We start from the raw sequence: 20,418 nt of genomic DNA, 5'->3' as shown, positions 1-20,418 counted from the left end.
GGAGAGCGGTGACCACGCTCGCCCGGATCCGGGGGCCCGTCAACGTGGCCGCAGACCCACTGGCCGGGCCGCTGCGGGCATCCCGTTCGTACGGTGAACTCCCGGCAGACGCAGGCCTTTTCGTCAATACCGTGGCCACCTGGACTCATGCGCTTTAGTCGGCAATCTCCCGCCCGTCACGTCGATTCCGCAACGGGCGCCTTTCCCGGCGGAGGTTGGCTTCTTGTGTACGTTTCCCGGTCCGGTCCCGGCAGCGGACTAATGCGCTTTACCGGGCGCCCGGGGAAAGGTCGGCGGGGTCCGTGTTGGCGCCGCAGAGGATGACGGCGACCCGAGCGCCCGGTGCCCGCGGAGTCCGGCCGAGCGCCGCCAGGGCGGTGGCGGCGCCCGCCTCGACCACGATCCGGTGGTCCTCCCAGAGTCCGCGCCGGGCGGCCGTGATCGCCGCGTCCGGCACCAGCACCGAGTCGACGCCCTCGTGCCGGGCGGCGGCCAGCGCGTCGACGGAGACCCGGGTCGCCCCGAGCGAGTCGGCGGCGACCGAGTCCACCGGCACGTCCACCGGCCGGCCCGCCTCCAGGGCCGCGTTGAGCGCTCGGCAGCGGTCCGGTTCGGCGGCGACGACCCGCACGCCGTGTTCGCGGGCGGCGGTGGCGACGCCGGCGAACAGCCCGCCGCCGCCGACCGCCACGACGACGGTGTCCAGGCCGGGCAGCGCGGCCCGGATCTCGTCGAGCAGGGTGCCCGCGCCCGCCGCGATCAGCGGATGGTCGTAGGCGTGGCTGCTCAGGGCGCCGCTGGCGGCCGCGAACTCCCGGCAAGCGGCGAGGGCTTCGGCGTACCGGTCGCCGACGAGGCGTACGTCGGCCCCGTAGCCGCGCAGCCGTTCCAGCTTCACGCGGGGCGCGCTGACGGGCAGGAACACGGTGGCGGGCACGGACTGGGCACGCGCCGCCCAGGCGCAGGCGAGACCGGCGTTGCCGCCGGAGGCGATGGTGACACCGGCGGGCGGCAGGGTGCCGGCGGCCCGGTGGGCGGCGAGGAAGTTGTGGGCGCCGCGGGCCTTGAAGGAGCCGGTGTGCTGGAGGTGTTCCAGGGCGTACCAGACGCCCTCGGCGGCGGGGACCACGGCGGCAGGCCGGATCACTCCGGCTATCCGGCCGGCGGCGGCGCGTACGGCGGCGTAGTCGAGCTGCTGTTCCATGGACGTCGGTCCCTTTCAGCGGGCGGCGGGACGGGCTCGGGAAGCGGCCGGGCGGGCCGCCGCGATGAGCTGGCGCAGGGCGCCGTAGTACACCTCGTGGTCGGTCAGGGCGGGCAGTACGTCGGTGATCCCGGCGGAGAGCGCCGGGAACTCGGCGGGGTCCAGGGCGGCCAGCGCGGCGCGCGAGGCCGCGGTGGCCCCCGCCGGATCACGGTGATCGACGAAGGCGGCGCTGCCCAGGGTGAGCAGGTACATCCGGCGGTAGACGGTCATCGCCTCGGCGGCGCTCATTCCGGCGGCGACGCTGTCGGCGATGGCGGGTTCGACGAGCCGGGCGAGCAGTTGACGGCCCAGCCAGGGCCGGCCCCCGCGCAGCACCAGCAGCCCGGGGTGGGTGACGAGCAGCCGGTAGAGGGCCGAGAAGCGCAGCTCGGCGGCCTCGGCCCAGTCGGCCGTGGCGGGGACGTCGGGCAGCCGGGCGGCCAGGTGCTCGGTGCAGAGGTCCAGCAGCCCGGCGAGGTCGACGCAGCGCCGCTGGACGGTGGCGTGGGAGACGTCGAGCCGGTCGGCGAGGGCGCGGAAGCTCAGGGCACCGGGCCCTTCCTCGTCCAGGATCGCCAGGGCGGCTTCGGCGATCGCGCCGGGAGTGGCGCGGTCGAGGGCGGCTGATCTGCGCGGCATGGATACACCGTAACATACGCTGTCACGTACGCCGTCACGTACGGCGTCACGCATTCCCGCGCCGCCTCGATCGTGTGACACGGCTGCGCCCATATTGCTGGTCATCGGGACGAAAGACCCGAGGGCCGTTGACAGTGCGTGATCACCCCGCTGCACTGAGCGCTCGACAGCCCCGTCGGTGCCTCCCCCACTCAAGGAGATCCCGTGCCGCCTCGCCCGCGTGCGTCGCTCCCCTGTCTGACCGCGGCCGCTCTGCTGGCCCTCGCCCTCGGCGCCGCCCCGGCGGCGGCCGAGCCCACCGCCACCTCCGACACCCCGCTCGCGCTGACCCCGCCGATGGGCTGGAACAACTGGGCGCACTACATGTGCGACATCGACGAGGCGAAGGTGGTCGCGAACGCCGACGCGCTCGTGTCCACCGGGCTCGCCGCCAAGGGCTACGACACGGTGACGGTCGACGACTGCTGGATGACGAAGTCCCGCGACGCGGACGGCGATCTGGTCACCGACACCCGGAAGTTCCCGCACGGCATGGCGTGGCTCGGGGACCACCTGCACGCCAAGGGGCTGAAGTTCGGCATCTACCAGGACGCCGGCTCCCTCACCTGCGAGCGCTACCCCGGCAGCGGCGCTCCCGCTGGCGGCGGCCCGGACCACTACGCCCGCGACGCCCGGCTGTTCGCGTCCTGGAACGTGGACTACGTCAAGATGGACGGCTGCAACCTGCACGTGCCGCCCGGCACCACGAAGGAACGGGCCTACCGAGACGCCTACCACGCCGTCGCCCGGGCCCTGCGCGACAGCGGACGCGACATGGTGCTGTCCGCCTCCGCGCCGGCCTACTTCCAGCAGGGCGAATGGGGCGGACCCGAGTGGCACAAGGTGCTCCACTGGGTCGGCGAGACCGGCCAGCTGTGGCGCGAGGGCAAGGACATCAAGGTCTACGACCGGAAGGCGCCGAGCACCTCCCGCTGGGGCTCGGTACTCGGCAACTACGGCTACAACCGCTGGCTCGGCCGGTACGCGGGCCCGGGCAACTGGAACGACCCGGACTTCCTGATCGCGGGCGCACCCGGGCTGAGCGGGGCGGAGAGCCGCAGCCAGGTCGGCCTGTGGGCCATGATGGCGGCCCCCTTCATCCTCTCCTCGCAGGTGTCCGAGCTGACCCCGGCCGGACTCGCCGCCCTCGGCAACACCGATCTGATCGCGCTCGACCAGGACCCGATGGGCCGTCAGGGCTCCGTCGTCTCCTCCAACGCCACCTTCGACATCCTGGTGCGGCCCCTGGCGAACGGCGACCGGGCGGTGGCCGTGCTCAACCGCTCGGGCCGGGCCCGCGACATCGCCGTGCCGCTCGGCGAGGTCGGCCTGCCCGGCTGCACCGCTGACGCCAAGGACCTGTGGCACGGCAGGAGCGCCCGCATCGGTGCCGCGTTGACCGGGAAGGTGGCAGCCCACGACACCGGCGTCTGGCGGCTCACCCCGCGCGGCTGCCCTGGGGCGGTGCCGACCGGGCAGATCGCCGGAGCGGGCGCCCGGTGCGCCGACGGGGCCAACACCACCGGACCCGGCGCCGTGGTGCTGGCCGCCTGCACCGGCGCCGCCGACCAGCGGTGGAGCCTCGGGGACGGGGCGACGCTGAAGCTGGCCGGCGCGTGCCTGTCGGCGGGTGACGCGGGCGTGGTGGAACTGGCCCGGTGCGCGCCCGGGCAGCCGGGGCAGAGCTGGGAGCACGACCGCAGCGGCACCCTGACGGAGACCGTGAGCGGGCTGTGCCTGACCGCACCCGCCGCGGCGGCCGCCCCGGACGCCCCCGCCGACCGGCTCCGGCTCGCCGCCTGTGGTGACCACCGGGTCGACCAGACCTGGGCCCTGCCGGTCTGACGGCACCCCCCCTCCCGCGGCCTGCCCGACCCGTCACCGGACCCGACACAGAGGACGACGCACACCCCATGCCACGCCGCCCCCGTACGCGCCGATCCGTCGCGCTCGCGACGCTTCCCACCGCGCTGCTGACCCTGATCCTCGGTACTTCCCCCGGTTCGGCGGCCCCCGCCGACTCACCCGTACGAGCCCTTACCCAAGCCGAAGCCCCGGCCGGCGTCCGTGCGCAGCCGCGCCCCGCACCCCGGCCCCGTACCTTCGACACCGGCCCGGCGCGTGACGCCCTGCGGCGGCTGCTGCCGCGCCACGCCGCGCAGTTCGACCTGGTACCGGACACCTCGGCCGGGGAGGACACCTTCACCGTCTCCGGCGGCCCGGGCGCGATCACCGTGCGCGGCTCCACCGGGGCGACGCTGCTCACCGGCGTCGGCTGGTACCTCCAGCACGTCGCCGGCGCCGACATCGGCTGGCCCGGCGACAGCATCGGCATGCTGCCCGCCACCCTGCCGGGCGTGCCCAGCCCGGTCACCCGTTCCGCCCGGGTGCCCCACCGGTACGCGCTCAACGACACCGACGACGGCTACTCGGGCCCGTACCGCACCTTCGAGGAACACCAGCGGCAGATCGACCTGCTCGCGCTGCACGGCGTCAACGAGGTGTTCGTCCAGACCGGCGCCGAATACCCGTACTACCGGGCGCTCCAGCGGTTCGGGTACTCGGCCGCGGAACTGCGCAAGTGGATCCCGGCCCCGGGCCACCAGAGCTGGTGGCTGCTGCAGAACCTCAGCGGCTTCGGCGGCCCGGTCACGGAGCGGCTGCTGCGCGAGCGCGCCGACGTGGGCGCCCGGATCGCCGACCAGCTGCGCGGCCTCGGCATGACACCGGTCCTGCCCGGCTACTTCGGCACCGTCCCGCCGGGCTTCGCCGCCCGCCACCAGGGCGCGTCCACCGTGGCGCAGGGCGACTGGGCCGGCTTCGACCGGCCGGACTGGCTCGACCCGGCCTCCCCGGCGTTCGCGGAGCTGGCCGCCGCGTACTACGGCGAGCAGCGGGAGGTCTTCGGCGACAGCACGATGTACCGGATGAGCCCCCTGCACGAGGGCGGCCGGACGGGCTCGGTGGACGTCCGCGCCGCCGCGGGGGCCATCCAGCGCGCGCTGTGGGCCGCGCACCCGGGCGCGCTGTGGGCGGTGCTCGGCTGGCAGGACGACCCGACGAAGGAACTGCTGGCCGGGGTGGACACCTCGAAGCTGCTGATCCTGGACGGCCTGTCCGACCGGTACAACCGGCTGGACCGGGAAGCCCGTTGGGGCGGCACTCCGTACGCGATGGGCACCATCTACAACTTCGGCGGGCACACCACGATCGGCGCCAACACCTCGGTGTGGCTCGACCGGTTCGGCGCCTGGCGCGACAAGCCGGACAGTGCCCTGCGGGGCACCGCGTACCTGCCGGAGGCCACCGGCACCAACCCGGCGGCCTTCGACCTCTTCACCGACCTGGCCTGGGAGCCGGGGCCGGTGGACCAGCGCGAGTGGTTCGCCGACTTCGCGGCCCGCCGCTACGGGCGTCCCGACGGCCATGCCGCGGCGGCCTGGGAGGAGTTGCGCAAGGGCCCGTACAGCACCTCTTCCGGCCTGTGGTCGGAGTCGCAGGACAGCCTCTTCACCGCCCGGCCGAGCCTGACGGTCACCGGCGCCGCGCACTGGAGCCCCAAGTCGATGCGCTACCAAGCGGATTCGGTCCGCCGGGCGCTGGACCACCTGCTGGCGGTGCCCCCGGCGCTCAGGTCCTCCAGCGCCTACCGCTTCGACCTGGTGGACACCGCCCGCCAGGCGCTGGCCAACCACTCACGGGTGCTGCTGCCGAAGATCCGGGCCGCCTACGAGGCCAAGGACCTGACCCGGCTGCGGCAGCTGACCGCCCAGTGGCGCGACGAGGAGCGCAAGCTGGACGCGGTCACCGGCTCCGACTCCCACTTCCTGCTGGGCCGCTGGCTGGCCGCCGCCCGCGCCCGGGGCGCCGACCGGGCCGAGCAGGACCGCTACGAGTACGACGCGCGCTCCATCCTGAGCGTGTGGGGGCAGCGGAGCACCAGCGAGGGCGGCTTCCTGCACGACTACGCGAACCGCGAGTGGAGCGGTCTGGTGTCCGAGTTGTACGCCGCCCGCTGGGACCGCTACTTCGCCTCGCTGGAGGAGGCGCTGGTGAAGCGCGCCGCCCCGAAGGAGATCGACTGGCACGCCTTCGAGGAGGCGTGGGCCCGGCGCACCACCCGCCATCCGTCGACGCCGAGCGGAGACCCGCACGTGCTGGCCGCCGCGGTGGCGGCGGCGCTGCCGAAGGCCGGTACCTGAACCGCGCCGGCGGCGGCACCGCCCGGCGGGGGGTGAACGTCACCCTCCCGTGGGAAATTCGGCACTCGTGCGAGGGAGAGCGCGCGCAGCGCAGCGACGCGCGGTCCGGGTCATCGGTTCACTGACCCGGACCCGACAGGGGCGGCCGTCGGGGTACTCCCGGCGGCCGCCCCTTCCTACGCCGTCAGGAGTGCATGGGGCATGTCCGAGACCGAACGGGAGCGGCCCTCCGCGACGCTGGAGCTGCTGGCGCTGCTCGCGGCCGGGGCCGCCGACCTGGCCATCGACCAGTTACGCCAGACCGGCGACCGGGCGCAGGAGGTGCTCCAGCGTTCCGATCTGCGCGAGTTGATCACCGAGGGGGTGGTGGAGCTGCGCAAGCGGGGGGAACTGGCCACGCGCCGGACCGCCGCCGGCTCCGAGAACTACCTGGAGACCATGGCCCGGCGGGCCGCCGAGAGGGCCGGCCACCCGCGTGCATGACCACGGCGCCTTCAAGGAGCGCGTGGACGGGGTGCTGGTCCGGCTCGCCGACGAGGAGGAGCGGGCGCTCCTCGGTCTGCACGAGGAACTCGCGCCGCTGGCCGAGCAGTTGCGCCGGTCACTGGCGCAGGGCAAGCGGATGCGCGCGGCGTTCCTCTACTGGGGGTGGCGGGCGGCGGGCCAGCCCGACTGCGACGGGGTGATCAGGGCCGCGGCGGCGATGGAGCTCGTGCACGCCGCGGCCTGTACGCACGACGACATCATCGACGGCAGCCGCACGCGGCACGGGCAGCCGACCGCCCACGCCGCGTTCGCGCAGGCCGGGCACCGGGCGACGGCCCTGGCGATCGTGCTGGGCGACCTCCTGATGGGGTACGCCGCGCACGTCTTCACCTCCTGCGGACTGCCGGGCGGCTACCTCGCGCGGACGGTGCCGCTGTGGTCGACGCTGCTGCGCGAGACGATGGCCGGCGAGTTCCTGGAGGTGCTGCGCACCCGGGCGGTGGACGCGTACGAGCCCCAGGTGGCGCAGTCCCTGCTGGTCTGCCGCTACAAGACCGCCAAGTACACGGTGGAACGGCCGCTGCACCTGGGCGTCACGCTGGGCGGCGGCCCGGGGGCGCTGCTGGAGGCCTTCTCCGCGTACGGCCTGCCGCTCGGTGAGGCCTTCCAGCTCAGGGACGACGTCCTCGGTACCTTCGGCGACCCGGCCGGCACCGGCAAGTCGAACCTGGACGACCTGCGCGACGGCAAGCCGACCGCGTTGCTGGCCTTGACCCTGGCGGCCGCCGACGCCGCCGGCCGCCGGCTCCTCTCCGAGGTGGTCGGCAACCCGGCCCTGACCGCACAAGACGCCTGCCGGGTCCGCGCGTTGATGGAGGACTGCGGGGCGCGCGGACAGGTCGAGGACATGATCCGGGAGCGGATCCAGCAGGCCACCGGGGCGCTGGACACCGTACCCATGCCGCCGCAGCCGCGGGCCGCCCTGCGCGAGCTGGCCCGCGCCGCGACGGAGCGCTCGCTCTAGCGGCATCCCGCACCGCAACCGACACGAAGGACGACTGCCGTGAACGCCACCGATCCCGCTTCACCCGCGTCCCGTTACGACGAGAGCACCCTCGACGCCCTGCGCGACCAGGGGGACCCGCTCGCGGACGAAACCGTCGCCGCGCTGTTCCGCAGCGGCGAGGTGGGTGACCTCAACACGCTGATGCGGTTCTTCACCACCGCCGGCGATCCGCTCCCCGCCCGGCTCCCGGCGGCCGCCGCCGGGTACTTCGAGGCGACGGCGGTGCCCCCGGCCTGGGTGGACTGGGACGTCATGGAGCGGGCCCGGCTGTTCTTCATGGACAACGCGGCCCACGTCAACACCGGCCTGTCCTTCGCCTCGATGCCCGTGACGTACGCGATCCCCCGGCTGGCCCGGCTGCTCTCCTCGACGCACTCCCTGGCGTACCCCTCGCGCCGGATGGCCAACACCGGCCAGTTCGTGACGTACCTGATGCGCACCGACTCCTTCGCGGAGGGCAGCCGGTTCCTCCCGGCCGCGCAGAAGGTGCGGCTGCTGCACGCCGCGGTACGCCACCACCTGCGCGAGGGCGGCCACTGGGACGTCGAACGCGACGGGGTGCCGATCTGCCAGGAGGACATGATCGGCGGCTTCTGCCTGTTCTCGCTGCTGGTACTGGACGCCATGCACCGGCTGGGCGTGCACATGAGCGAGGAGGGCGCGGAGGCCTACTTCTACGCCTGGCGGGTGGTGGCCGCCCTGCTCGGCTGCGAAATGCCGGCCGTGCCGCGGACCCTGGCCGAAGCCCGCGCCTATCTCGACCTGTACCTGCTGCGCGGACTGGGGCCCTCCCCGGAGGGGGTGGTCCTGAACGCCCAGCTGATGCGTCTCTACGAGGACGTGGTCCCCGGCACCCTGTTCGACCCGATGGTCCCGGCCACCGTCCGCTACCTCGTCGGCGACACCATCGCCGGATGGCTGGAGGTGCCGAAGAGCCCCTGGGACACGGCGGCGCGGGCGGTTCCCGTCGTGATCGGGCTGCTGGAGACCATCGAGGACAGCAGCCCGTTCGCGGAATGGGCCCTGGACAAGGCCGGGTCGCTGCTGTCCGGCTTCGAACTGTCGGCGCTGACCCGGGGGCGGGTGATGCACCACGCCGTCCCGACGGAGCTGCGGAGCGACTTCGGGCTCAGGACGCCCCGCACCGGGCGGTGGGTGCCCCCGGCGCCGGTCCACTGACGGGCCCGTCCACCGATGGACCCGTAGCCGGGTACCGGCGTGCCCGCGGGCTCGTACAGTCGGAGGGGGGACGGTGCGAGCCCGGGCGGACGGTGACCCTGATGGACGGTGGGAAGGCGGCACCCGGGCGTCCGCGGGCCGGGCCGGCGCTCGGCGCGCTCTGCGGGGTGCTCGCCGCTTGCGCGGGGCTCGCGGCGGCGCAGCTGGCGGCCGCCGCCGTACGCCCCGAGTCCGCTCCGCTGACGGCGGTCGGCGGAGTGGTGGTGGACCGCACGCCCCCGGCCGTCAAGGAGTGGGCGGTGCGGAGCCTGGGCACCGCCGACAAGGCGGTCCTGACCCTGGGCATCGTCGTGGTGCTGGGCCTGGTCGCCGTGGGGGCCGGGATGCTGGCCGTCCGCCGGCCCCGCGCCGGGACCGCGGTCGCCGCGGGCTTCGGCCTGGCCGGCGCCGTGGCCGCGCTCAGCCGGCCCGAGGCGACCTGGAAGGACGCGCTGCCCTCGCTGCTGGGCGGCCTGGTCGCGGCCGGGGTGCTGTACCTGCTGGTCAGGGCCTTGCACCGGCCGCGCCCGGCGGGTGCGCCGGCCGCCGGGCCGGGTTCGCTGGACCGGCGCGGCTTCGGGCGGCTGGCCCTGGCCACCGCGGCCGCCTCGGCGGGCGCCTGGTACGCCGGGCGGCGCCTGGGCGCGTACGGCTCGGCGGGCGCGACGGCCTCCCGGGCGGACCTGGTCCTGCCGCCGCCCGCGGTGCCGGCCCCGCCGGTACCGGCCGGCGCCCAGGTGCCGGTGCCCGGCGTGTCGCCCTTCCTGACTCCCGCCCGGGACTTCTACCGGGTGGACACCGCCCTCGTCGTGCCGCGCGTGGACGCGGGCGACTGGCGGCTGCGGATCCACGGGGACGGGGTCACCAGGCCGATGACCCTCGACCTGCGGGAGCTCCTCGCGCGGCCCCTCGTCGAGCACGACATCACCCTCACCTGTGTGTCCAACGAGGTGGGCGGCCCGTACGCGGGCAACGCCCGCTGGCTCGGGGTCCGGCTCGCCGACCTGCTGCGGGAGGCGGGCGTACGGCCGCCGTCGCGGGGCGGCCGGGCCGACCAGCTGGTGGCGCGGTCGGTGGACGGGATGACGATCGGCACCCCGGTCGAGGCCGTGATGGACGGCCGCGAGGCGCTGCTGGCGGTCGGGATGAACGGCGAGCCGCTGCCCTTCGCGCACGGGTTCCCGGTGCGGATGGTGGTGCCGGGCCTGTACGGGTACGTATCGGCCTGCAAGTGGCTGCGCGAGCTGCGGCTGACCACCTTCGACGCGTACGACGCGTACTGGGTGCGCCGGTCCTGGGCGCAGCAGGCGCCGGTCAAGACGCAGTCGCGGATCGACACGCCGCGGCCGCTCGCGGAACCGGCGGCGGGCCGGGTGATGGTGGCCGGCGTGGCGTGGGCCCAGCACCGGGGCATCGCCCGGGTCGAGGTACGGGTCGACGGCGGCCCGTGGCAGGAGGCCCGGCTGGCGGACGCCGACGGCGACGACACCTGGCGCCAGTGGCTGTGGCCGTGGCCGGCCACGCCCGGGCGGCACACCCTGGAGGTCCGGGCCACGGACCGGACCGGCGCCGTACAGACGGGCGAGCGCAGGGGGACGGTCCCGGACGGGGCGACGGGATGGCACGCGGTGACGGTGCGGGTGCGGGCCGGCGACACGGTGCGGTCCGGCGCCGACCCGGGCGGGGCGCGCCGTACATTGAGTCGGTGGAGCTGACCAGTACGTCGTTCCTGGTGACCCTGGTCGTGGTCACCGTGCTCGCCATGCTCGCGGCGCTGCTGCTGTGGAACCGGCTCCCCGGACCCGGCTGGCTGCGCTGGACCGCGCGGGTGCTGATGATCGGCCTGTGCCAGCTGACCGCCATCTGTGTCGTGGCGACGTGGATCAACGGGAGCTTCGGGCTCTACGCCTCCTGGGACGACCTGCTGGGCACTCCGAGCGGGAACGGCTCCGCGATGACGGGGCCCCCGGTGGGCCGGGCCGTGTTCACCCTGGGCGCGGACGGCACCCGCAGTACGTATTTCCGAGGGGCGCACTCCAAGCTGGCCGGGCAGGTGATCGTCTGGACTCCCCCGGAGTACGACGCCCCGGGTGCGGCGAAGACCCGCTTCCCGGTGCTGACGCTGCTGCACGGGTATCCGGGTTCGCCGCGCTCCTGGACCGAGCTGGGCGACATGCCGGGGGCGCTGGAGGACCTGGTCCGGCTGGGCGCGTCGCACCCCTTCGTCCTGGTGATCCCGGAGATCTATCCCGGCGGAGTGAACACCGACTGCAGCGACGTGCCGGGGCACAAGGTGGCCACCTGGCTGGCGGACGACGTGCCGGCGCTGGTCGCGCGGCACTTCCGTACGCTGCCCCAGCCCAAGGGGTGGGCGCTGATGGGCATTTCTACCGGGGCGTTCTGCGCGGCGAAGCTGCCGCTCCAGTACCCGAAGGTGTTCGGCGCCGGGGCGGCGCTGGACCCGGACGCGCTGACCGGGGACGCGGGGGTGCTGGCCGACCGCGGCCTGCGGGAGCGCAACAGCCCGATGTGGCTGGTCGCGCACACCAAGAAGGCCGATGTCGGGCTGTTCCTCGCCACGTCGGCGCAGGACAAGGACAGCCCGCCACGACAGCTGGACGCCTTCGCCAGGGCCGCCGCGGGGACCGGCGTCCGGGTCAAGACGCTGGTCCGCCCGGCCGGCGGCCACAACTTCCAGACGTGGACCGGGATGTACCCCGACGCGCTGGGCTGGCTGAGCTCACAGGTGCCGGCCCCGTCCGCGCCGGCGAGATGAACCGGCGCGGTCGGGCGACCTCGAGGGGCCTTGCTACCGGGCCCGGCCGGGCCGTACGGGCAGCGCGTCCACGCTGTTGCCGATGAAGCTGCGCTGGTGCGCGAGCTGCGCCTCCGGCACGGCGAGGTCGAGGTCCGGGAAGCGCGCGAAGAGGCGTTCCAGGGCGATGGCCGCCTCCAGGCGGGCCAGCGGCGCCCCCACGCAGTAGTGCGCGCCGTGTCCGAAGGAGAGGTGGCGTCCGGCGCCCGGGCGGGCGAGGTCGAAACGGTCGGCATCCGGCCCGTGGACGGCCGCGTCGCGGCCCGCTGCCGTGTAACCGGCGAGGACGGGGGTGCCCCGCGGGATCACCGCCCCGCCGACGGTCACGTCGCGGGTGGGGTAGCGGAACGGGAACCAGCTGACCGGGCCGTCCCAGCGCAGGGTCTCGTCGACGACGTCCGACCAGCCCGCCTTCGACTCCAGGACCAGGGCGAGCTGGTCCCGGTGGGTACACAGGGCGCGGACGGCGTTGCTGATCAGGTTGAGGGTGGTCTCGTGGCCGGCGACCAGCATCAGCCGCATGGTGCCGATGAGTTCGGCCTCGCTGAGCCGGTCCCCGTCGCCGTCCCGGGCGGCGATCAGCGCGCTGGTGAGGTCTTCGCCGGGGTCGGCCCGGCGGGCGGCGGCGATGGTGGTGATCAGTTCGACGAGTTCCCGTACGGCGGCCATGACCTCGGCGGGGGTGGTGTCCGTCGCGATGATCACGGTGTGGGAGAGCCGGTGGAGCCGGTCCCGGTGCTCGGGGTCCACTCCGAGCAGTTCGCAGATGACGCCCATGGGCAGGGGCAGCGCGAAGTGGGTGCGCAGGTCGGCGACCCCGTCGGGGGAGGCGGCGGCGGCCCGGCCGAGGTCGTCCAGCAGCCCGTCGGTGAGCGCCTCGATCCGGGGGCGGAGCCGCTCCACCTGCCGGGCGGTGAAGGCGTTGGCGACGAGGGAGCGCAGCCGCCGGTGGTCGGCGCCGTCGGCGGTGTGCATGCCCCGGGCGTCGGCGAAGACGCGCAGCGGCCAGTCCGGGGGGACCGTGCCGTCGTGCAGGGCCGGGAAGTGCCGGGCGTCCTTGGCCACATCGGGGTGGCCGAGGAACTCCCTGAGGGCTTCGTGTCCCAGGACGACGGCCCCCGGCACCCCTCCGGGCAGCACGACGTCCGCCACGGCTCCCCGGGCCCGCAGCCGGGCGTTGAGGGCGTGCGGGCAGCCGCCCGCGGGGTCTATGACGTGCGCGTGCGCGTTCTGGGCTGACAAGCCGGCTCTCCTGACCGAGGTGGTGTGCTCGGCCAACAGTGCGGGTACGGGGGCGGGTTGTTCAAGACCGCGCGCCACCGGGGGCGAAGGTCAGCTCCCGGCCGGCGCCGAGCGGGGCGAAGCAGCGCGCCACGTCCGCCCGGTCCACCTCGGGCAGGGTCGCGGGCCGCCAGCGCGGCGTGCGGTCCTTGTCGATGACCTGGGCCCGGATCCCCTCGATCAGGTCCGGCGTGCGCAGCACGTGCGAGGAGACGCGGAACTCCTGCGCCAGCACCCGCTCCAGCGTGCCCAGTCCGGGTGCCCGGCGGACCGCTTCCAGGGTGATCTTGAGTGCGGTCGGGGACTTGGCCAGGATCGTCTCGGCGGCCTCCTTGGCGGCCGGCTCGCCCGCCTCCAGCAGCCGCTCCACGATCTCCTCCACCGTATCGGCGGCGTAGCAGTGGTCGATCCACCCCTGGTGGGCGGCGAGTTCACCGGGCGGCAGCGGATGTCCGGCGTAGTGCGGCAGCACTTCCGCCACGGGCGCGCCCGCGAGGTCGGCGGTCAGCCGCGGCAGCAGGCCGGCGGGGACGAAGTGGTCGGCCAGCCCGCACAGCAGCGCGTCGGCGGCCCCGACGGCCGCGCCGGTCAGGGCGAGATGGGTGCCCAGCCGGCCGGGGGCCCGTGCGAGGAGGTGCGTACCGCCCACGTCGGGGACGAAACCGATGCCGGTCTCCGGCATGGCGACGCGGGAGCGCTCGGTGACGATGCGGACGCCGCCGTGGGCCGAGACGCCGACACCGCCGCCCATCACGATGCCGTCCATCAGGGCCACGTACGGCTTGGGGTAGGCGGCGATCCGCGCGTTCAGCCGGTACTCGTCGCGCCAGAAGGCGACCGAGGCGCTGCCGCCGGCCTTCGCGTCGTCGTGGATGGCCCGGATGTCCCCGCCCGCGCACAGTCCGCGCTCCCCCGCGCCGCGGATGAGGACCTGGGTGACGGCGGGCTCCCGCTCCCAGGCCGCCAGCGCCTCCGCGATCCGCTGCACCATGGGGTGGGTGAGGGCGTTGAGGGCCCGGGGGCGGTTGAGGGTGATCACCCCGGTGTGGCCTTCGATGGCGAACAGGGCGGTGTCGGCTGAGGCGTCGTCGGTCTTCACACCGGCCAGTATGGAGCGTGCGCGGCAGGGCGGAAGATCGTCCCGACGATATTCATAAGGCAACCTTGCAAGTTTGCCTGTAGATCTCTAGCGTGGGGGCATGACCGATCCGCAGCCCGCCGACGCGCGGCCCCGGGACACCGCCGAGGAGCTGCAACTGGCCCTCGGCATGCTGGTCCGGCAGCTGCGCGCCGCGGCCGGCGGCGGGGTCAGCCTGGCGCAGATGTCCGTGCTCAAGCGGCTGGACCGGCTCGGGCCGTGCACGGCGTCCGAGCTGGCGCGAGCCGAGCGGATCCGGCCGCAGTCGGTGATCGCCACCGTGAACTCCCTCCAGGCCGAGGGCCACGTCGCCCGCAGCCCGCACCCCACCGACGGGCGCCGGCAGCTGATCGCGCTGACGGAGGAGGGCCGGGCCTTCGTACGACGGCGCCGCGAGGCGGGCCACGGCCGGATCGCCGAGCTGATCGCCGAACGGCTCAGCCCGGCGGAACAGCGGCTGCTGGCCGAGGCCGTTCCGCTGCTGCGGCGCCTGGCCGAGAACTGAACCGCCCACCGACCCGAGGAGCCCCCATGACCGCCCCCGCGCCCGCCCCTACCCTGGACCGCGGCACCGCGCTGGTCCTGATCGACCTCCAGCAGGGCATCCTCGCCCTCCCCACCGCCAGGCCCGCCGCGCGGATCCTGGAGAACGGCATCGCCCTCGCCGAGGCGTTCCGGGCCCGCCGGCTGCCGGTGGTCCTGGTCAAGGTGGCCTGGTCGCCGGACGGCGGCGACCTGCCCACCGCCAATGTCGACCGGCCGGGCCCCGCCTCGGCTCCGCCCGCCGCCTTCTCCGAGCTTCCGGCGGAGCTCTCGGCGCTCGGGGACGTGGTGGTCACCAAACGCCACTGGGGCGCCTTCACCGGCACGGAACTCGACCTCCAGCTGCGCCGTCGCGGCATCCACCGGATCGTGCTGGGCGGCATCTCGACGAGCATCGGCGTCGAGTCCACCGCGCGCACGGCCTGGGAGCACAGCTACGAGCTGGTCTTCGCCGAGGACGCCACCACCGACCTGGACGCCGACTCGCACGCCCACAGCTTCGGCAAGATCTTCCCGCGCATCGGCAAGGTGAGCTCGACGGACGAGATCGTCACGGCCCTGAAAGCCCTGGACGACCTGCCGGCCACCCGGGACTGACCTCCAGCCAGACGCACTTCCCGCCGTTGCCCGGGCGCGAGCCCCAACTGCGGGACAACCGGTCCACGATGAGCAGCCCGTGTCCGCCCGGCCGTCCCGGCTCGGCGGCCCGGGCGCGCACCGGAGGCGCCGGGTTGCCGTCCGTCACCTCTATCCGCAGCCGTTCCGGCGTCCAGTGCAGCAGCAGGGTGCCGGGGCCCCCGCCGTGCAGGCACGCGTTGGACACCACCTCGGACACCAGCAGCAGGACGTCCTCGGCCGCTTCCGGGAGCCACTTCCAGGACGCCAGTGCCCGGCGCGCGAAATCGCGGCTGCGGGTCACCGGGTCGGCCGCGCCCTCCAGCAGCAGGAGCCGCGCCCGGCCGGGGGACCCTCGCTGCTGCATGGCTCATCTCCTCGTGTCGCCTCGCCCCTACGGGCCTGCGCCGCCCCGGCCGGCCGAGCGGCTAGCGGGGCTGCCGTTCCAGCGCTTCCGCCACGTCCGCGTACACCGGGAACACCCCGTCCGCCCCGGTGATGCGGAACATCCGGGCGACCGGTCCGCTCAGACCGGCCAGCCCCAGCGTGCCGCCGGCTTCCTGGACCGCGATCCTGCTGTGCAGGAGCACGTTGAGGCCGGTGGAGTCGCAGAACCCCAGCCCGGACACGTCGACCAGCAACCGGCCACCCGGGGTGACCGCCGCGTCCAAGGCCTCCCGGAGGGGCTGGGCCGTGTCGTGGTCCAGCTCCCCGGCGAGGGCGAGGACGACGGTTCCGTCCACGGCCCGCACATCGACCGTGAACCGCTCATTGCCCGCTCCCGACACCATCCGGCATCACCTTCCGTCCAGCTGTGGGTGCACCTGCCCGCATCCCGCCCGGATACGCGTACCCGGCACCGGCGGGACCTCAGCAGGCCGACCAGGGCGTGATCACCCCACGCCCGTACCGCCGTGTCCTGATCACCGGACCCTACGCGCCGCTTCCCCCGGCTGTCTCGGGCCCCGGCCGTGTCGGCGGCAGGCGCACCCGACCCGGACCGGGACGCACTCCGCCCGCACAACGGCCAGGGGCCGTTTCAGATGTCTCTGAAACGGCCCCTGATCTGCGACTCCGAAAAGTCGGGACGACAGGATTTGAACCTGCGACCCCTTGACCCCCAGTCAAGTGCGCTACCAAGCTGCGCCACGTCCCGTCGTGCCTCGGCAGTGTGCCTCGCCACTGTGCCTCCCACCAGGGGTTTCCCCTTCGCGGCGGGCACATGCAGAACATTACCGCACGCCGGGGGGTGTACGTGCACGGGTGATCGACGGGGAGGCACGATGGGTGGGTGAACGTACGGGATCGCGATGGTGAGGGGCGGGCGCGCAGCGCGCGGCCGCGGGACGGGCTGGGGCGGCCGTTGCCGTACGGGGCGCCGGGGGTCGAGCGGCAGCCCGAGGGGGTGGTGCGGACGCCGGCCGAGACGGTGGCGGAAGCGCAGCGGCTGCTGGACGGCGGGATGCCCTTCCACGCGCACGAGGTGTTCGAGGACGCCTGGAAGACCGGCCCGGCGGCGCGGGCGCCGCTGTGGCGGGGGCTCGCGCAGCTGGCGGTCGGACTGACGCACGCCGCGCGCGGGAACGCGGTCGGCGGGGCGCGGCTGCTGCGGCGCGGCGCCGACGCCCTGGCCGAGGTGGACGCGGGCGAGGGGGCCGAGGCCGGGATCGACGTGCCCGGACTGGTCCGGTGGGCCCGGGAGCTGGCCGCCCGGGTGGAGGGCGGCGCCGCGGTGGACGCCGCCCGCGAGGCCCCGGTGCTAGGGGGTGTCTGACGGGTCAGGGCCGGGGCCGGCCCTGACCCGTCAGACACCCCCTATGCGGCCGCGGGCTGGAGCAGGTCCCAGCGGTTTCCGTAGAGGTCCTCGAAGACGGCGACGCTGCCGTACGTCTCGTGCCGCGGCTCCTCCAGGAAGCGGACGCCCTCGGCGGTCATCCGGGCGTGGTCGCCGGCGAAGTCGTCGGTGTACAGGAAGAAGCCGACCCGGCCGCCCGTCTGGTCGCCGACCCGGGAGCGCTGGGCGTCGTCCTTGGCCCGGGCCAGCAGCAGCGCGGATTCGGTCGCGCCCGGCGGCCGGACCACGACCCAGCGCGAGCCGTCGGGCCGGGCCGTGTCCTCGACGAGGGTGAAGCCGAGGGCGCGGGTGTAGAAGTCGATGGCCTCGTCGTAGTCGTGGACCAGAAGGGCGGTGAGGGCGAGGTGTGCGGACATGCCCCTCATTGTGCGGGGGCGTCGAGCAGGACCACCTCCAGGGTCCGGGGGCCGTGCACGCCCTCCACCCGGTCCAGCTCGATGTCGCTGGTCGCAGAGGGCCCGGAGATCCAGGTGAGCGGGCGGGTGGGGTCGAGGCGTTCGAGTGCCTGCGGGACGGAGTCCACCACCTGTGCGGGGGCGCGGATCACGCAGATGTGGTGGTCCGGGATCAGGGTGATCCGGCGCCGCCCCTGCTCGGGGCCGCCGTCCAGGACGATCGTGCCGGTCTCGGCGACGGCCAGGGCGCAGCCCGTGACCACGCTGTCCACGGCGTCCAGTTCGTACGGGGTGGACCCGGCCCGGTCCGCGACCCGGGTCACCCGCGCGGCGCCGAGCCAGGACGGGGGCAGGCCGGGCGGTACCAGCACCGTCCGCGCGCCCCGGGCGGCCAGCAGCCGGGCCAGGAGCGGTGCGAGGCCGTCCGCGCCGGTGCGGTGGACCTGCGCGCGGTACTCGGCGAGGTGGGCGGCGAGCAGGTCCGCGGATTCGGCGGGGGTACGGGCGCCGTGGACACGGAGGTAGTCGCGCGGGACCGGGACCTCCGGACCCGGCTCCGCCAGCGCCCGCCGGATCCGGCCCAGCACGCGGTCCCGGCCGCTCATCCGCGTCCTCCCCGTTCGCGGGCCCACCAGTCGCGGAAGGGTTCCGCCGGCGGCCGGGGCAGCTCGCGGCTGTCGGTCCAGGCGCGGCCGGGGCCGGGCAGCCGGCGCGGCCGCAGCCGCCGGGCCCGGGACAGCAGCCGCTCCCCCGCGCGCAGCGCGCCGGGGCGTTCCAGCAGCAGCCGGGCGGCGCGCATCGCGGCCCGTTCGGCGGTGTGGCCGCGCGCGGGGCGGATCCGTACCCGGACGCCCTCGCGGGTCGCCGGGCCGCCCTGAACCACGCGTTCGCGCAGGTGGAGCAGGACTTCGGGAATGTCGATGGCGACGGGACACGCCTCGTAGCAGGCCCCGCACAAGGTGGAGGCGTAGGGCAGCGAGGCGTCGATCCCGCTCGTGGTGCCGCGCAGTTGGGGGCTGAGGATCGCGCCGATCGGGCCGGGGTAGACGGAGCCGTAGGCATGGCCGCCGGCCCGCTCGTAGACGGGGCAGACGTTCAGGCAGGCGGAGCAGCGGATGCAGCGCAGCGCCTGGCGGCCCACCTCGTCGGCGAGCGTGTCGGTGCGGCCGTTGTCCAGGAGGACGAGGTGGAAGGCGCGGGGCCCGTCGTCGTCGGTGGTGCCGGTCCACATCGTGGTGTACGGGTTCATCCGCTCGGCGGTGGAGGAGCGCGGCAGTGTCTGGAGGAAGATCTCCAGGTCCCGGAAGGCCGGTACCACCTTTTCGATGCCCACCACCGAGATCAGGGTCTCGGGCAGGGTCAGGCACATCCGGCCGTTGCCCTCGGACTCGAAGACGACCATCGTGCCCGTCTCCGCGACCATGAAGTTGGCCCCCGAGACGGCGACCTTGGCGCGCAGGAACTTCTCGCGCAGGTGCAGGCGGGCCGCTTCGGCCAGTTCGCGCGGGTCGTCGCCCAGGCCGTCCGGGGCCGGCCGCCCCCACCGGCCCATCTCGGCGCGGAAGACGTCGCGGATCTCGGCCCGGTTGCGGTGGATGGCCGGGACGAGGATGTGCGAGGGCCGGTCGTGGCCCAGCTGCACGATGAGTTCGGCCAGGTCGGTCTCGTACGCGGCGATCCCGGCCGCCTCCAGTGCCTCGTTGAGGCCGATCTCCTGGGTGGCCATCGACTTGACCTTGACGACTTCCCGCTCGCCGGTGGCCAGCACCAGGGCGGTGACGATCCGGTTGGCCTCGGCCGCGTCCGCCGCCCAGTGCACGGTGCCGCCCGCGGCGGTCACGGCCGCCTCCAGCCGCAGCAGGTAGTGGTCGAGGTGGCGCAGGGTGTGGTCCTTGACGGCCTTGCCCGCCGCGCGCAGCCGGTCCCAGTCGGCCAGTTCGGTCACCGCGCGGGCCCGTTTGTCGCGGATGGTGTGCGTGGCGCGGCGGAGGTTGGCGCGCAGCACGTCGTCCCGTACGGCCTGCCGCGCGGCCGTGGGGAAGGCCGGCATGCCCAGGTCGGTGCCCGTCATCGCCGACGCTCCTGCTGCGTCGCGGTTTCGTCCGTCGCGGTCTCCTCCGTCATGGTCTCCTCCGTCGCGGCGAGGATCTCGGCGAGGTGCAGGGTCCGCAGCGGTGAGCCGGCCCGGCGGAGCGTTCCGTCGAGGTGGGCGAGGCAGGAGTTGTCGGCGCCGCAGAGCACCTCGGCGCCCGTGGCCCGGGCGGCGCGGATCTTGTCGGCGCCCATCGCGGCCGACACGTCGGGGTTCTTGACGGCGAAGGTGCCGCCGAAGCCGCAGCACTCCTCGGCGCCGGGCAGCTCGACCAGGTCCAGGCCCCGGACGGCGGCCAGCAGCCGGCGGGGACGGTCGCCGAGTCCGAGGGCGCGCAGGCCGTGGCAGGAGGGGTGGTAGGTGACGGTGTGCGGGAAGTGGGCGCCGACATCGGTCACTGCGAGCACGTCGACCAGGAACTCGGTCAGCTCGTACACACACGGTACGAGGTCGGCCGCGAGGTCCGCCAGCTCGGTGCCGCGCCCCTCGGCCGCCGCCTTGGCGCCGATGCGCGGGTAGTGCTCGCGGATCATGGCGACGCAGGAGCCGGAGGGGGCGACCACGTACGGGTGTCCGGCGAAGGCCGCCGCGGTACGGCGCAGCAGCGGTTCGCTCTCGTACCGGTAGCCGGTGTTGTACTGCGGCTGGCCGCAGCAGCCCTGCGCCGCCGGGAAGTCCACGGCCACGCCGAGCCGCTCCAGCAGGCGTACGACGGCGGCGCCGGTGCGCGGGTACAGCGCGTCGTTGACGCAGGTGACGAACAGGGCGGCACGCATGACGGGCAGAAT

Annotated in this window: 20 protein-coding genes and 1 tRNA gene; 10 read left to right on the top strand and 11 right to left on the bottom strand. The window is 74.6% G+C overall.

Features of this window, described 5'->3' with window-relative positions:
• Positions 1-268: 268 nt before the first annotated feature.
• Positions 269-1,204, bottom strand: coding sequence for a serine/threonine dehydratase (locus tag ACZ4M3_RS01860; RefSeq protein ID WP_467729227.1), 936 nt, complete (start codon positions 1,202-1,204; stop codon positions 269-271).
• A gap of 15 nt (positions 1,205-1,219) precedes the next feature.
• The gene (locus ACZ4M3_RS01855) at positions 1,220-1,885 is read right to left on the bottom strand and encodes a TetR/AcrR family transcriptional regulator C-terminal domain-containing protein (RefSeq protein ID WP_467729225.1); all 666 of its coding nucleotides are present in this window, start codon (positions 1,883-1,885) and stop codon (positions 1,220-1,222) included.
• A 204-nt stretch (positions 1,886-2,089) separates the two neighbouring features.
• Between ACZ4M3_RS01855 and ACZ4M3_RS01850 the strand changes: the two genes are divergently transcribed.
• From ACZ4M3_RS01850 to ACZ4M3_RS01820, 7 genes are all read left to right on the top strand, one after another.
• The gene (locus ACZ4M3_RS01850) at positions 2,090-3,769 is read left to right on the top strand and encodes a ricin-type beta-trefoil lectin domain protein (protein WP_467729224.1); all 1,680 of its coding nucleotides are present in this window, start codon (positions 2,090-2,092) and stop codon (positions 3,767-3,769) included.
• A 68-nt stretch (positions 3,770-3,837) separates the two neighbouring features.
• Positions 3,838-6,126 carry an alpha-N-acetylglucosaminidase gene (locus tag ACZ4M3_RS01845; protein ID WP_467729222.1) on the top strand — a complete coding sequence of 763 codons (2,289 nt, stop codon included), beginning with the start codon at positions 3,838-3,840 and terminating at the stop codon, positions 6,124-6,126.
• 201 nt (positions 6,127-6,327) lie between these two features.
• Entirely contained in the window at positions 6,328-6,609 is a 282-nt protein-coding gene (locus tag ACZ4M3_RS01840) for a hypothetical protein (RefSeq protein WP_467729220.1), read from the top strand.
• Positions 6,602-7,636, top strand: coding sequence for a polyprenyl synthetase family protein (locus ACZ4M3_RS01835; protein WP_467729218.1), 1,035 nt, complete (start codon positions 6,602-6,604; stop codon positions 7,634-7,636). Before ACZ4M3_RS01840 ends, ACZ4M3_RS01835 begins: the two co-directional genes overlap by 8 nt.
• Positions 7,637-7,675: 39 nt before the next feature.
• Positions 7,676-8,857, top strand: coding sequence for an oxygenase MpaB family protein (locus tag ACZ4M3_RS01830; RefSeq protein ID WP_467729216.1), 1,182 nt, complete (start codon positions 7,676-7,678; stop codon positions 8,855-8,857).
• Between the two features lie 101 nt (positions 8,858-8,958).
• Positions 8,959-10,611, top strand: coding sequence for a molybdopterin-dependent oxidoreductase (locus tag ACZ4M3_RS01825; RefSeq protein ID WP_467729214.1), 1,653 nt, complete (start codon positions 8,959-8,961; stop codon positions 10,609-10,611).
• On the top strand, positions 10,602-11,672 hold the full coding sequence (locus ACZ4M3_RS01820; protein ID WP_467729213.1) for an alpha/beta hydrolase: 1,071 nt from the start codon (positions 10,602-10,604) through the stop codon (positions 11,670-11,672). Before ACZ4M3_RS01825 ends, ACZ4M3_RS01820 begins: the two co-directional genes overlap by 10 nt.
• Positions 11,673-11,705: 33 nt before the next feature.
• Here the strand turns inward: ACZ4M3_RS01820 and ACZ4M3_RS01815 are convergent, their stop codons facing one another.
• Positions 11,706-12,953 carry a cytochrome P450 family protein gene (locus ACZ4M3_RS01815; RefSeq protein ID WP_467729212.1) on the bottom strand — a complete coding sequence of 416 codons (1,248 nt, stop codon included), beginning with the start codon at positions 12,951-12,953 and terminating at the stop codon, positions 11,706-11,708.
• A 61-nt stretch (positions 12,954-13,014) separates the two neighbouring features.
• Complete coding sequence (locus ACZ4M3_RS01810; protein WP_467729210.1) at positions 13,015-14,091, bottom strand: enoyl-CoA hydratase/isomerase family protein; 1,077 nt, start codon at positions 14,089-14,091, stop codon at positions 13,015-13,017.
• Positions 14,092-14,191: 100 nt separating this feature from the next.
• Between ACZ4M3_RS01810 and ACZ4M3_RS01805 the strand changes: the two genes are divergently transcribed.
• Both ACZ4M3_RS01805 and ACZ4M3_RS01800 read left to right on the top strand, forming a co-directional pair.
• On the top strand, positions 14,192-14,635 hold the full coding sequence (locus ACZ4M3_RS01805; RefSeq protein ID WP_467729208.1) for a MarR family winged helix-turn-helix transcriptional regulator: 444 nt from the start codon (positions 14,192-14,194) through the stop codon (positions 14,633-14,635).
• A gap of 26 nt (positions 14,636-14,661) precedes the next feature.
• Positions 14,662-15,270, top strand: a complete 609-nt coding sequence (locus ACZ4M3_RS01800; RefSeq protein ID WP_467729207.1) for a hydrolase — start codon at positions 14,662-14,664, stop codon at positions 15,268-15,270.
• On the opposite strand, the gene ACZ4M3_RS01795 is transcribed toward ACZ4M3_RS01800, so the two are convergent.
• From ACZ4M3_RS01795 to ACZ4M3_RS01785, 3 genes are all read right to left on the bottom strand, one after another.
• Positions 15,224-15,655, bottom strand: coding sequence for an ATP-binding protein (locus tag ACZ4M3_RS01795; protein WP_467729205.1), 432 nt, complete (start codon positions 15,653-15,655; stop codon positions 15,224-15,226). The genes ACZ4M3_RS01800 and ACZ4M3_RS01795 overlap by 47 nt on opposite strands.
• A gap of 61 nt (positions 15,656-15,716) precedes the next feature.
• On the bottom strand, positions 15,717-16,079 hold the full coding sequence (locus ACZ4M3_RS01790; RefSeq protein ID WP_467729204.1) for an STAS domain-containing protein: 363 nt from the start codon (positions 16,077-16,079) through the stop codon (positions 15,717-15,719).
• Positions 16,080-16,370: 291 nt separating this feature from the next.
• A tRNA-Pro gene (locus tag ACZ4M3_RS01785) sits at positions 16,371-16,444 on the bottom strand.
• 135 nt (positions 16,445-16,579) lie between these two features.
• Between ACZ4M3_RS01785 and ACZ4M3_RS01780 the strand changes: the two genes are divergently transcribed.
• Positions 16,580-17,062 carry a DUF309 domain-containing protein gene (locus tag ACZ4M3_RS01780; RefSeq protein ID WP_467729203.1) on the top strand — a complete coding sequence of 161 codons (483 nt, stop codon included), beginning with the start codon at positions 16,580-16,582 and terminating at the stop codon, positions 17,060-17,062.
• A 41-nt stretch (positions 17,063-17,103) separates the two neighbouring features.
• Here ACZ4M3_RS01780 and ACZ4M3_RS01775 read toward each other — a convergent pair whose 3' ends face one another.
• Genes ACZ4M3_RS01775 through ACZ4M3_RS01760 form a run of 4 tightly spaced genes read right to left on the bottom strand, consistent with a single transcriptional unit; the run spans position 17,104 to position 20,406 of the window.
• Positions 17,104-17,499: a VOC family protein gene (locus ACZ4M3_RS01775; protein ID WP_467729201.1), complete on the bottom strand. Its 396-nt coding sequence runs from the start codon at positions 17,497-17,499 to the stop codon at positions 17,104-17,106.
• A 5-nt stretch (positions 17,500-17,504) separates the two neighbouring features.
• Entirely contained in the window at positions 17,505-18,143 is a 639-nt protein-coding gene (locus ACZ4M3_RS01770) for a LutC/YkgG family protein (protein WP_467729199.1), read from the bottom strand.
• Positions 18,140-19,609, bottom strand: coding sequence for a lactate utilization protein B (locus ACZ4M3_RS01765; RefSeq protein ID WP_467729198.1), 1,470 nt, complete (start codon positions 19,607-19,609; stop codon positions 18,140-18,142). The genes ACZ4M3_RS01770 and ACZ4M3_RS01765 overlap by 4 nt, the downstream gene beginning before the upstream one ends.
• Positions 19,606-20,406: a (Fe-S)-binding protein gene (locus ACZ4M3_RS01760; RefSeq protein WP_467729196.1), complete on the bottom strand. Its 801-nt coding sequence runs from the start codon at positions 20,404-20,406 to the stop codon at positions 19,606-19,608. The genes ACZ4M3_RS01765 and ACZ4M3_RS01760 overlap by 4 nt, the downstream gene beginning before the upstream one ends.
• Between the last annotated feature and the right edge of the window lie 12 nt (positions 20,407-20,418).

The organism is Streptomyces sp. NPDC026522 (assembly GCF_055567555.1).
The sequence above is the reverse complement of the archived record's forward strand: the minus strand, read 5'-3'. Positions and strand labels throughout refer to the sequence as shown.

Excerpts from the sequence above, each read along its gene's own strand:
- ACZ4M3_RS01860 (WP_467729227.1), bottom strand. The coding sequence starts at position 1,204 with ATGGAACAGCAGCTCGACTACGCCGCCGTACGCGCCGCCGCCGGCCGG.
- ACZ4M3_RS01855 (WP_467729225.1), bottom strand. The coding sequence starts at position 1,885 with ATGCCGCGCAGATCAGCCGCCCTCGACCGCGCCACTCCCGGCGCGATC.
- ACZ4M3_RS01845 (WP_467729222.1), top strand. The coding sequence starts at position 3,838 with ATGCCACGCCGCCCCCGTACGCGCCGATCCGTCGCGCTCGCGACGCTT.
- ACZ4M3_RS01840 (WP_467729220.1), top strand. The coding sequence starts at position 6,328 with ATGTCCGAGACCGAACGGGAGCGGCCCTCCGCGACGCTGGAGCTGCTG.
- ACZ4M3_RS01825 (WP_467729214.1), top strand. The coding sequence starts at position 8,959 with ATGGACGGTGGGAAGGCGGCACCCGGGCGTCCGCGGGCCGGGCCGGCG.
- ACZ4M3_RS01805 (WP_467729208.1), top strand. The coding sequence starts at position 14,192 with ATGACCGATCCGCAGCCCGCCGACGCGCGGCCCCGGGACACCGCCGAG.
- ACZ4M3_RS01800 (WP_467729207.1), top strand. The coding sequence starts at position 14,662 with ATGACCGCCCCCGCGCCCGCCCCTACCCTGGACCGCGGCACCGCGCTG.
- ACZ4M3_RS01795 (WP_467729205.1), bottom strand. The coding sequence starts at position 15,655 with ATGCAGCAGCGAGGGTCCCCCGGCCGGGCGCGGCTCCTGCTGCTGGAG.
- ACZ4M3_RS01790 (WP_467729204.1), bottom strand. The coding sequence starts at position 16,079 with ATGGTGTCGGGAGCGGGCAATGAGCGGTTCACGGTCGATGTGCGGGCC.
- ACZ4M3_RS01775 (WP_467729201.1), bottom strand. The coding sequence starts at position 17,499 with ATGTCCGCACACCTCGCCCTCACCGCCCTTCTGGTCCACGACTACGAC.
- ACZ4M3_RS01770 (WP_467729199.1), bottom strand. The coding sequence starts at position 18,143 with ATGAGCGGCCGGGACCGCGTGCTGGGCCGGATCCGGCGGGCGCTGGCG.
- ACZ4M3_RS01765 (WP_467729198.1), bottom strand. The coding sequence starts at position 19,609 with ATGACGGGCACCGACCTGGGCATGCCGGCCTTCCCCACGGCCGCGCGG.
- ACZ4M3_RS01760 (WP_467729196.1), bottom strand. The coding sequence starts at position 20,406 with ATGCGTGCCGCCCTGTTCGTCACCTGCGTCAACGACGCGCTGTACCCG.